Genomic DNA, 12,599 nt, shown 5'->3' on the forward strand with positions numbered 1-12,599 from the left:
GTTCTCCTTAACGATCTTTCGGGTCTAATGCGTCACGTAAGCCGTCACCGATAAAGTTAAAGCAAAACAGTGTGACAACTAAGAACGAAGCCGGGAAAAGTAACAACCAAGGAGAAACTTCCATTGAGTTTGCACCATCACTTAATAGTGCGCCCCAACTACTTAATGGCTCTTGTGTTCCTAAACCTAAGAAACTTAAGAAGGATTCAAATAAAATCATACTAGGTACTAATAAAGAGGCATAAACCACCACCACACCTAATACGTTAGGTACGATATGTCTTAGTACGATATTACGTGATGACACACCACAGACTAATGCCGCTTCAATAAACTCTTTACGTTTTAGACTTAAGGTTTGTCCTCTTACAATACGCGCCATATCGAGCCAAGATACCATTCCGATCGCAACGAAAATCAGTAAGATATTTTGACCAAAAAATGTCACCAATAAGATAACAAAGAACATAAATGGGAATGAGTTTAAGATTTCCAGCAAACGCATCATCACAGAGTCAACACGTCCACCAATATAACCTGCCATTGCGCCATACAGCGTACCCACAATAACAGCAACAAAGGCAGCAGCAATACCGACCATTAATGAAATACGCCCACCAATCGCAACACGGACGAGTAAATCGCGCCCAGATGAGTCTGTACCAAAATAGTGAGAAGAGGCAAAATCAGGTGCCATTGACATCATTTCCCAATCTGTATCGTCATAAACAAAAGGCGATAACATTGGGGCAAAAATAACAAATAATAAAATAAAGAAAAGTAATACGAGGCTCGTAATAGCCGCTTTATTGTGCATAAAACGACGACGAGCGTCTTGCCATAAACTACGGCCTTCAATATCTAGCTGCTCCGAGAAATTCCCCAGAGCTTCGCTGTTTTCCTTCAGTGATAACATAACGCGCTCCAGTGTCTATTAATAACGAATTTTCGGATCAATAACAGCATATAAAATATCGACAATCGCATTAAAGAAAATCGTTAATGCACCTACGATAATGGTTAAGCTTAATACCAATGAGTAATCACGGTTTAAAGCACCATTAACGAATAATTGTCCGATACCCGGCAATCCAAAGATGGTTTCAATAACCATTGAGCCCGTAATAATACCGACGAATGCAGGTCCCATATAAGAGATAACAGGTAGCAACGCAGGTTTTAAAGCATGACGCAGTACAATTCTTTTCATCGGCAAGCCTTTCGCTTTTGCCGTTCTGATAAAGTTTGAGTGTAAAACTTCAATCATTGAACTACGGGTAATACGCGAAATACTGGCGATATAAGAAAGTGACAGCGCAATCATCGGTAGCAACATATATTGCACCGCACCGCCATTCCAACCACCCGCCGGTAGCCACCTGAGTGAGATAGCGAAAATAAGAACCAGCAGTGGTGCGACAACGAAACTCGGTATTACAACCCCCGTCATGGCAAAAGTCATGACGGTATAATCCCATTTGGTGTTTTGATTCAGTGCGGCTATCACGCCTGCCCCCACACCTAAAATGACAGCAAAAATAAATGCCGACAGCCCTAATTTAGCTGAAACAGGGAATGCTTTACCGACTAAGGTGTTTACACTGTAGTCTTTATATTTAAAAGAAGGCCCTAAATCCCCTTTCGACAATTGAATTAAATAATCGAAGTATTGCTTATAAATGGGATCGTTTAAGTGATATTTCGCTTCAATATTTGCCATAACCTCCGGTGGAAGTTTCCTTTCCCCTGTAAAAGGGCTACCGGGTGCTAAACGCATCATAAAAAACGAAATCGTTATTAGAATAAATAGAGTCGGTATCGCTTCTAAAAAGCGACGAAAAATAAATTTGAGCATTGCCCGTTCCTATAACACAAACCTATTCAGGCGTGACGATAAAAAGACCTTGCCTTAAAAAAGACAAGGTCTCGCCCGATTACTTAGCAATAATGTACAAGTCTTTAGTATGTAAATTATCTAATGGATCTTTACCTGAATAACCACCCACATAAGGTTTAACTAAACGGGTGTTTACATAGTAGTAAAGTGGAACAATCGCCGAATCTTTATCTAACACACCTTCAGCTTTTTGATAAATAGCGGCACGTTCGTCATCAGATTTCACACGTAAAGACTCTTTGATCAATGCGTCAAATTCTGTGTTTTTATAGTGAACGGTGTTGTTACTGCTGTAAGACAACATCATGTTTAGGAATGAAGAAGGTTCGTTATAATCCGCACACCAACCTGCACGTGCAACATCATAAGTTCCTTGGTGACGTGTATCTAAGAACGTTTTCCACTCTTGGTTTTCAAGAGAGACATCTGCACCTAAGTTTTTCTTCCAAATTGAAGAGGCAGCAATGGCCACTTTTTTGTGAAGATCAGAAGTGTTGTACAGCAGTTTAAATTTCAGTGGATTGGCTTTGTTATAGCCCGCCTCTTCTAACAATTGGCGTGCCTTTTCATTACGTTGTTCTTGAGTCCAAGTCGCAAACCACTCTGGTTTACTCTCTTTAATGCCATCAGTGAATGGAGGGGTAAAGCCGTAAGCTGGGATATCACCTTGGTTTTTCACTTTATAAGTGATGATATCTCTATCCATTGAAAGCTTAAGTGCTTCACGAACACGCGGATCATTAAACGGTGCTTTCTCATTATTAATTTCATAATAATAAGTACATAAATATGGGCTTATGCGCAATTCATCTGGGATCTCTTTTTTCAGTTTTTGGAAAAGTTCGATCGGTAAATTGCTATATGTCATGTCGATTTCACCCGCACGATAGCGGTTTACGTCGGTGACTTCTGATGAGATAGGTAGGAACGTGACTTTATCAATAACGGTACTTTTGTTATCCCAATAAGTTGGGCTACGCTCTAAGACAATACGTTCGTTAACTGTCCAGTCTTTTAAATTATAAGCGCCGTTGCCGACGAAGTTAGCAGGTTGTGTCCATTTCTCGCCAAATTTTTCAATGACTTTTTGGTTAACTGGCGACATGGAGGAGTGAGCTAATAATTTTGGTAAATAAGGCACAGCTTCAGATAAAGTGACTTCTAATGTGTTGTTATCTAGTGCCTTAACACCTAACTCTGTGGCTTTTTTCTTACCCGCAATAATATCGTCGATATTTACGATATGTGCATATTGCAGATAGCTTTCATAAGGAGATGCCGTATTAGGATCAGCTAAACGTTGCCAGCTATAAACGAAGTCTTGTGCCGTAACAGGTTCACCATTTGACCATTTAGCACCTTCACGAATTTTGAATGTCCAAACGGTGAAATCTTTATTTTCCCAGCTAGTTGCAGAGCCCGGTAAAATTTCACCATCTGGGCCAACAATTGTCACGCCTTCGAAAAGATCACGTGCTAATGCAGATTCAGGAACGCCTTCGATTTTATGAGGATCAAGCGATTGTGGTTCAGAGCCGTTATTACGTACAAGCACTTGTTTTTCGGCTAATTTCACCCCGTCTGGAACAACAGCAGCATTAGCCGTTAATGCTGATAATCCAAAGATTGCGCTTATTGCAATCGCCAACGCACTCTTTTTAGTTAAATTACTCATCTTATAAAATACTCCCAGTTAGTGAGCTGGTTGTTAGACAACCATTCTGTGATGTTCAGTTGTGTTTTAGAACGGTTTACACAACTTATTGTTTTTACAAAAAATAAATCAATCTTGCTTATTTGCTATCAGTGCTTAATTGCCTGATAGCATTATAATTTTTTATGCCGCTAGCCTTTTTGTGTAGCTTTTTATTGTTTTACTACTTTTTAAGTTACTTTTAATGATTCAAATCGCACATAACTATAGAATATCGGTAATTTACCAGTTTTAGTTATCTGCCTTTATAAAATAGCGCTTTAAGTCCGTATAATCAAAGGGGTCTTTACCTGTAAATCCGCCCACTTTTGGACTAACTAATCTAACACTGACACGATAATAGACAGGCACTATCGCCGAGTCCTTGTCTAGCAAGGCTTCAGCGCGTTGATAGAGTTGGTGACGAGCCCCTTTATCTACTGCGATTAAGGCATTATTTAATGCATCATCGTAATCATTATTTTGATAAAAGACGGTATTTAGACTGCTAGTGGAAAGAAATGAATTTAAAAATGAGGTAGGTTCATTGTAATCTGCGCACCACGTTGCTCTTGCGACTTGGTAATTACCTTGATTACGATTTTCTAATGCAGTTTTCCATTCTTGGTTTTGCAAAGTCACATTTGCACCAATACTTTTTTTCCACATTGACGCTGCCGCAATTGCCTGCTGTTTATTTTGTTCTGAAGTATTGTAGAGCAAAGTAAAAGTCAGAGGATTTTGCCCATCGAATCCCGCTTCTTTTAATAATTCACGCGCCCTTTCATTACGTTGTTGTTGTGTCCAATAAGCCCATTTAGGGGCTTTAAAATTACCGTTGCCAATAAAAGAAGGTGTAAAAGAATAAGCAGGTATTTGTCCTTGCCCCATTATTTTTTCAGCAATGACTTGTCTATCAAGAGTCAGTTTTACTGCTTCTCGAACTCGCGGATCATCAAAAGGGGCTTTTTTATTATTTAATTCATAATAGAAAGTACATAAATACGGTGTGACATGTAAATTCTTTGGTTGTTCCTGCTTCATTTTTTTATAAAGAGCAGGAGGAATTGCGCTATTAGTGATATCGATTTCACCACTGCGATAGCGATTAACATCACTGGTTTCAGAGCTTATTGGTAAAAATATGGCTTGTTCAATAATGGTATTTTTATTATCCCAATAAAGTGGATTACGCTTTAAAGTCACTTTTTCATTCACAACCCAATTTTCAATAACATAAGCCCCATTGCCAACAAAGTTTTCAGGACGAGTCCAATTCACACCGTATTTTTCAACAATCTCTTTTTTAACGGGCTTCAACGGTGTGTGACTGACCATATCGATTAAATAAGGAATTGGTTTGGTTAAATTGACTTGCAAAGTGTGAGGATCTATTGCTTTCACACCTAATGTTTCAGGGGATTTTTTACCACTAAGAATATCTGCAATATTTTCAACATAAGCATATTCGAGATAACTGGCATAAGGTGAACCCGTTTTAGGATCTACTACTCGGCGCCAACTATAAACAAAATCTTCAGCAGTAACTGGAGAGCCATCACTCCATTTTGCATCTTCTCGCAAATAGAATGTCCACACCTTGTTATCATCTGTTTCCCAGCGTTGTGCAACGCCCGGCATACTTTCACCATTCGGCCCAACATAAGTCAGCCCTTCTAATAAATTTAAAATAATATTAGTTTCTGGTGCGCCTTCTACTTTATGCGGATCAAGAGATGAAACCTCAGTTCCGTTATTAATTACAATATTCTGTTGTTTTGCCAGAATAGTACCTTCTGGAAGAGTGACGGCATGAGAAAAAAAGGAGGTTAAGACAAGTGACATAATACTGAGTGGAAACACTGTTTTTAACGTAACTTTATTTTTCATGGGTACCTCTCCTAATAAACAATAATTTATAGCGGGGTCGCTCAATTAACGTTAGGTATCGTTGTTAAATTTTGATTGTAATATTTGTGGCTCTTAGATATTTGCTGATATTAACGAGATAAAAAATGATAACAACACCTTTCTTTTTTACACTTATCGTAAATTTTGTCAATTAATGCGGTATTCTTATCACTTAACTTTATTGAGCCCTCTAGCGTTCTATCTTGAGAAAATAAAAAATACATATCGAGAAAGGCAAAACAACAAATAAACATTAAATTAACATCATGCAAGTTTTATAGATAGAAAACCTACTTAGCTCACAAAATTAATATAATTAGGATGGGTTTTAACCAACTTGCAGAACTTTATGATGCTTCGTTTGTAAAGAGTTTCTCTTTGAAATTAATTATAAATAACAATAAATTCATCTTTAGACTGAATAATAATTCTAATTTAAAAATATTTATAGATTATTAAATATTCATTTTTATTGTTTATTTTTAAAATTTAATCTAGATGTTTAATTGAAATAAAAATAAAAAAAATTTCATTTATATTTCTATGAGTTAGATAAAAAACCTCTTTAATATACATCTCGAATATTAAAGAGGTTTTTAATTTTTAAATGATAGCTTCAGTTTTTTCAGCTATTAAGCCGACTTTGATTGAAACCATTGTAGCTTTTCATTCAATGAAACGACCTCTCCCACTATAATCAGTGCCGGGCTTTCCATTGTTTCTGCCATCTCTGCCAGTTGACGTAATTGACCAACAATCACTTTTTGTGTTGTTAACGTCCCTTTTTCGATAATAGCGACAGGCATCGTCGCGCACATGTTTTGGCTAAGTAGCATTTGCTGAATATAGGGAGCTTTACTTAATCCCATATAAAACACCAAGGTTTGATTTTTTTGTGCAATACATTGCCACTGCGCTTCATTTAATCCTTTGCCATGCCCCGTAATAAAGCGAACACTTTGTGCATAATCTCGATGCGTTAAAGGAATGCCAGCATAAGTCGTACAACCTGATGCTGCCGTAATACCGGGGATCACAGAAAATGGAATGTGATGTTCAATCAAGGCTTCTAGCTCTTCACTACCTCGACCAAAAATAAAGGGATCGCCCCCTTTTAATCTCACTACTCGTTTTCCTGCGGTAGCTTCTTTGATTAAGATTTGATTGATCTCATCTTGAGGAACACAGTGAAAACCCGCTTGCTTACCAACATAAATACGTTGTGCATCTCTACGAACTAATGCCATAACATCATCGGACACTAATCTATCGTAAACCACTACATCAGCTTGCTGGCACTGCTGTAAACCTTTAATGGTCATTAACCCTGCATCACCCGGCCCTGCGCCAACTAAAACAACACTGCCTTGAGGTTGCTGATTTTCAGATAACAGTGCGCTAATACGTCGCTCAATACCGTCGTCTCTTTGCGCTTCTATTTCGGCTTGTAATGTTTTATCTGCAAAAAATTGCTCCCAAAAATAACGTCTGGCATTCATAGATGAAAAACGTTGTTTTATTTGCTCACGTAACTTTCCAGCAAGTTGTGCTAACGCACCTAGATAATTAGGGAGTAACTGCTCAATTTTTTCTCGCAAAATACGAGCGAGTACAGGTGCTTTTCCGCCCGATGAAATCGCCACCACAATAGGAGAGCGATCGATAACAGAAGGCATAATAAAACTGGCTTGCTCTGGTGAATCCACCACATTACAAAATATCTGTTTCTCTGTTGCCGATTGAAAAACCTGTTGATTCACTTGTTCGCTATCTGTTGCAGCAATAACAAGCCATTTCCCAGATAAATGAACCTCATTAAATATTCCTGTGATACAGTTTAATTTTTGCTCAGTGTGCCATTGCATAAACTGCCCTGTAAACGAAGGCGCGATAACAGAAATAATGGCTCCCGCTTCCATAAGCAATCTCGCTTTACGTTCAGCAATCTCACCGCCTCCCACTAATAAACAAGGTTTATCTTTAAGCTGACAGAATATTGGAAAGTAATCCATATTCGTTCCCCTATTTATTGTGATGACGTATTACGGCTACGCACGCTAACCGTGTTACCTTCAACCTTGACATCAAAATGCATGATCGAGAAATTCTCATCTTCAAGGCAGAAACCATCCGTTAAACGAAAATGCTGTTTTTTTAGCGGACTGACGATATACAGCTCATTTTCATGTTCAGCAATTAATCCTCGTGATAAAACACTAGAATGTGCAAAGGGATCGATATTACTTAACGCATATAAACGCGCATCAGAATAAGGGCGAAATATGGCAACGTGATCTTGTTCCACCAGCGCACAAACACCTGTTCCCGGGGTAATATCATCTAGTTGGCAAACCGCTATCCATTGACTCATGATTGCGCCTCCTCAGTGACCAATTTGATATCAATACGTTCATGTAAACGTGCGGGACGATGTTGAAATCGTTCTTTTACCGTTTGCACTGTCGGATCAGGCATTGGATTATTAATAAAGTGGGCAAAACGTTTTAATGCTTTTGGAGAATCAACTGTTTCTTTCCATTCACAAGCAACGCGTTCTTGTAAGGTTTTAAGTTCTTTTTCCAGTTGTGCATTTAAGCCTAATTTGTCGTTAATAATGACATCACGTAAATATTCAATGCCGCCTTCTAAATTATCTAACCACACTGAAGTGCGTTGCAGTTTATCGGCGGTGCGAATATAAAACATCATAAAGCGGTCGATATAATGCACTAACGTTTCCTCATCGAGATCAGAAGCAAAGAGATCTCCGTGGCGTGGTTTCATACCACCATTTCCACCGAAATAGAGGTTCCAGCCTTTATCTGTGGCGATAATACCAACATCTTTGCCTTGTGCTTCAGAACATTCACGAGTACAGCCTGATACGCCAAATTTCATCTTATGAGGTGTTCTAATACCTTTATAGCGATGTTCTAACGCAACGCCCAAACCTACACTGTCACCAACACCGAAACGGCACCAACTGCTGCCTACACATGTTTTTACCATACGCAGTGCTTTCGCATAGGCATGACCTGTTTCAAAACCTGCGGCAATCAGTTTTTCCCAAATAGCGGGCAAATCCTGTTTGTGCGCACCGAACATCGCCATTCTTTGCGAACCCGTAATTTTGGTATACAAATTGTATTCTTGAGCGATTTGCCCAATAGCGATAATACCTGCTGGGGTAATTTCACCACCAGGAGAGCGAGGAATAATGGAATAAGTCCCATCTTTTTGCATATTCGCGAGAAAGTTATCGTTAGTATCTTGCAGAGAAACTAAATCATCACGCAAGATATACTCATTCCAACATGAGGCAAGCAATGAACCGACTGTTGGTTTACACACTTCACAGCCATAACCTTGACCATGTTTTTTCAATAACTCATCAAAGCTTTTTAGCCCTTCTACACGAATAAGATGATAAAGCTCTTGGCGAGAATAGTGGAAATGCTCACAAAGATGGTGATTAACTTCAATACCTTGTTTGGCTAATTCTGCATTTAAGACTTGAGTCACCAGAGGAATACAACCACCACAACCTGTACCTGCTTTAGTTTCCGCTTTAATGGCAGCAACTGTATGACACCCTCGTTCAATTGCTTGAATAATGTCGCCCTTTGTAACATCAAAACATGAGCAGATTTGTGCCGTTTCAGGTAGTGAATCAACACCGATTGCCGGCTTACTTCCAGCATGTGCCGGTAAAATCAAAGAGTCTGGGTGCTCTGGTAACTCAATGGTATTAAGTGATAGTTGTAAGAGATTGCCGTAATCTTCGGTATCACCCACTAAGACAGCACCTAATAGGTATTTATTATCTTCGCTAACAATCAGGCGTTTATAAATTTCTTTGCCTTCATCCAGATAGATATAGCTACGACATCCTGCTTGATTTCCATGAGCATCACCGATACCGCCCACATCGACACCAAGAAGTTTTAATTTTGCACTTAAATCGGCACCCTGAAAGACAGAGTGATGCCCTAATAAATTATCAACAGCAACTTGTGCCATTTTGTAGCCCGGCGCTACTAAACCGAAGGTTTTATTTTGCCAAGATGCACATTCACCAATGGCATAAATATCAGGATCTGTTGTTTGGCAATAATCATTAATAACAATGCCGCCTCGTGGAGCAATATCTAAATCACACTGACGAGCTAACTTATCTTTTGGGCGAATACCTGTGGAGAACACAATAAAATCAACTTCAAGAGATGTACCATCTGCAAATTGCAGTGTTTTACGTGCATTTTCCCCAGTTGATAATATTTCTTGTGTGTTTTTAGAGGTATGCACTTTGACACCCATACGCTCTATTTTTCGCTTAAGTTGTTCACCACCTAATGTATCAAGCTGTTCAGCCATTAATGTTGGCGCAAATTCGATAACGTGAGTTTCAATACCTAAGCTTTTTAACGCGCCAGCAGCTTCTAGGCCTAACAGTCCACCCCCAATTACCGCCCCTTTACGGCTAATACGTGCGCAAGATTCGATAGCGTTTAAATCTTCAATGGTCCGATAGACAAAACAATCCGGTGAGTTATTTCCCTTAATTGGAGGAACCCACGGATAAGAGCCTGTTGCCATCACTAATTTATCGTAACTGACACAACGCCCTGTATTAGTGTGTACCACTTTTTCGTCACGATTAATGGTTATCACGCGCTCACCAATTAATACGTCTATTTGGTGTTTTTCGTAATAACCTTGTTTAACTAAGGAGAGTTCTTCAGCGGTGTGATGTGAGAAATAAGAAGAGAGATGGACTCTATCATATGCAACGCGAGATTCTTCACAAAAGACGACAATATTAAATTCTTCATTGCCACCTTTATCAATCAGCTCTTCGATATAACGGTGTCCGACCATACCGTTACCGATGATTGCGAGTGTTTTCTTGCTCATTTTTGCCTCAGATTTAAAGATTTCTAAGGCTAAAATACGAAACTACTCATAAGAGATATTGATGGATATCAAATACAGCTCAATCAATTCAGCTACTACAACTTAATAGTCAATAGGTTACTACTAAAGGAGTATTTCATCATCATGTTCTTGCGGTTAATTATTCTTCTACCATAATTAATTTTAGCTACTTATAACGAAGAGTTATATGTAAGCGTAATTAAAACTTTGCGCATTGGTCACGTTTTGCCTAAGTTAATTTCACAAAGTAATAATAATTAGAGCGTGTTAACCTTTTTTGCTTATTTTTACAGCAAGAAAACCGAGTAAAGCAAACGACTCAACGAGTATGGACATTGATTGCCATTAACAATGTCCACTTAAGATAAAAACAAATGTTGGTTGAAAGCTGCCTTACAGGTTCGATTAAAAGACGTTTTACTCATTTTATTCTGCGTTGATAAACACTAGCTTAGTTCACTAGGCTAGTGTTTATCGCCTTGCCTAAAATGCTTTTAATTCGAATAAAAATTGACCATAAAAGGCTAACACGCTCTAATAAGTTATTGACATAACGATTTTAGCTACACCGTTTCAGGGAGCGTCTCATGAAAGCAAAATTATTATCATTATTCGTTGTGGGTGCCCTTTCCGTACCGGCATTTGCAGCAACACCTGCTAATACATTAATTGTGGTACAAGGGCTTGATGATATTGTCAGCCTTGATCCTGCTGAAAGTAATGAACTATCCAGTATTCAAACTGTACCTAGTTTATATCAACGCATTGTTCAACCTAATCGTGATAATCCAGAAATTAATGAACCGATTTTAGTTGAAAGCTGGCAAGCGAACCCTGAACAAAAAACAATCGTATTTAAAACTAAGCCAGATGCAAAATTTGCATCAGGTAACGCTGTACGTCCTGAAGATATTATCTTCTCTTATCAGCGTGCGATCACCATGAACAAATCACCTGCTTTTATTCTAAATGTGTTGGGTTGGAAAACGGATAACATTCATTCACTGCTGAAAAAAGTCAGTGATAATGAATTAGAAGTACGTTGGACTGCTGATGTCAGCCCCGATGTTGTGCTAAATATCCTTTCAACGCCAATTGCTTCTATTGTTGATGAAAAACTGGTTTCCGCTCATGTTAAAAATAATGACTTTGGGAATAGCTGGCTGAAGATGAATTCAGCAGGAAGTGGCGCATATAAAATGCGTGCTTATCAACCACGTCAAGCTATTGTGTTAGAAGCTAATCCACTTTCGCCAACTGGCGCACCTAAAATCGCAAATATTATTATTAAAAACGTACCTGATCCGGCATCACGACGTTTATTAATTGAAAAAGGTGATGCGGATATTGCGCGTGACTTAGGTACCGACCAAACAGCGGCTTTAGCGGGTAAAACTGGTATCAAAATTTTAGATATTCCTTCTGCTGAACAAGTTTATATGGCTTTTAATACCGCCAGTGGAAACCCAGCGCTGAGTAATCCCGCATTTTGGGAAGCATCTCGCTATTTAATTGACTACAAAGGCATTACTGAAGATTTAATGCGTGGTCAGTACTTTATTCACCAAAGCTTTTTACCTGTAGGTTTACCGGGTGCATTAAAAGATAATCCATTCACTTTTGATCCCGAAAAAGCCAAAGCAATTTTAGCTAAAGCGGGTATTACTAATGCACGCTTTACATTAGATGTTGAGAACAAAGTTCCTTACATCACTGTGGCGCAATCTATTCAAGCAAGCTTCGCTCAAGCGGGTGTACAAGTTGATTTATTACCTGCGGCTGGTAGCCAAGTGTATAGCCGTGTACGCGCTAAACAACATCAAGCAGCCATTCGTTTTTGGATCCCTGATTATTTTGATGCGCACTCAAATGCCAGTGCCTTCGCTTATAATGATGGACAATCCAATACTGTGGCTTGGTTAAATGGCTGGAAAATTCCGGAATTAAGCCAGCAGACATTGTCTGCACTTAATGAAGCGGACAAAACAAAACGCCAATCGCTCTATACTGAAATGCAAAAAGAGTTACAGCGTAGTTCACCTTATGTGTTTATTGACCAAGGTAAAAACCAGATAGTCATGCGTGATAACGTCAACGGTTATGCGCAAGGCCTAAATGCAGATATGGTCTATTATGACAAAGTAACTAAGTAATATTTTTCCT

At 38.8% G+C, this 12,599-nt stretch carries 8 protein-coding genes; 1 reads left to right on the top strand and 7 read right to left on the bottom strand.

Going from position 1 to position 12,599, the window contains the following annotated elements:
* Nucleotides 1-7: 7 nt before the first annotated feature.
* The 7 genes from oppC to nirB form a co-directional block, all read right to left on the bottom strand.
* The gene (oppC, locus tag EHE21_RS10455; RefSeq protein WP_023581989.1) at nt 8-916 is read right to left on the bottom strand and encodes an oligopeptide ABC transporter permease OppC; all 909 of its coding nucleotides are present in this window, start codon (nt 914-916) and stop codon (nt 8-10) included.
* An 18-nt stretch (nt 917-934) separates the two neighbouring features.
* Entirely contained in the window at nt 935-1,855 is a 921-nt protein-coding gene (gene oppB, locus EHE21_RS10460; RefSeq protein ID WP_069368989.1) for an oligopeptide ABC transporter permease OppB, read from the bottom strand.
* Nucleotides 1,856-1,934: 79 nt separating this feature from the next.
* Nucleotides 1,935-3,572: an oligopeptide ABC transporter substrate-binding protein OppA gene (gene oppA / locus EHE21_RS10465; RefSeq protein ID WP_194950630.1), complete on the bottom strand. Its 1,638-nt coding sequence runs from the start codon at nt 3,570-3,572 to the stop codon at nt 1,935-1,937.
* A gap of 270 nt (nt 3,573-3,842) precedes the next feature.
* Nucleotides 3,843-5,480: an ABC transporter substrate-binding protein gene (locus tag EHE21_RS10470; protein WP_194950631.1), complete on the bottom strand. Its 1,638-nt coding sequence runs from the start codon at nt 5,478-5,480 to the stop codon at nt 3,843-3,845.
* 653 nt (nt 5,481-6,133) lie between these two features.
* Complete coding sequence (gene cysG, locus EHE21_RS10475) at nt 6,134-7,513, bottom strand: siroheme synthase CysG (RefSeq protein ID WP_194950632.1); 1,380 nt, start codon at nt 7,511-7,513, stop codon at nt 6,134-6,136.
* A gap of 14 nt (nt 7,514-7,527) precedes the next feature.
* The gene (gene nirD / locus EHE21_RS10480) at nt 7,528-7,872 is read right to left on the bottom strand and encodes a nitrite reductase small subunit NirD (RefSeq protein WP_194950633.1); all 345 of its coding nucleotides are present in this window, start codon (nt 7,870-7,872) and stop codon (nt 7,528-7,530) included.
* On the bottom strand, nt 7,869-10,415 hold the full coding sequence (gene nirB, locus EHE21_RS10485) for a nitrite reductase large subunit NirB (RefSeq protein WP_194950634.1): 2,547 nt from the start codon (nt 10,413-10,415) through the stop codon (nt 7,869-7,871). Before nirB ends, nirD begins: the two co-directional genes overlap by 4 nt.
* 608 nt (nt 10,416-11,023) lie before the next feature.
* Here nirB and EHE21_RS10490 point away from each other — a divergent pair.
* Nucleotides 11,024-12,589, top strand: a complete 1,566-nt coding sequence (locus EHE21_RS10490; RefSeq protein WP_194950635.1) for an ABC transporter substrate-binding protein — start codon at nt 11,024-11,026, stop codon at nt 12,587-12,589.
* Nucleotides 12,590-12,599: the final 10 nt, after the last annotated feature.

This window comes from Proteus sp. GOKU, assembly GCF_015475555.1.
GTDB lineage: Bacteria > Pseudomonadota > Gammaproteobacteria > Enterobacterales > Enterobacteriaceae > Proteus > Proteus mirabilis_B.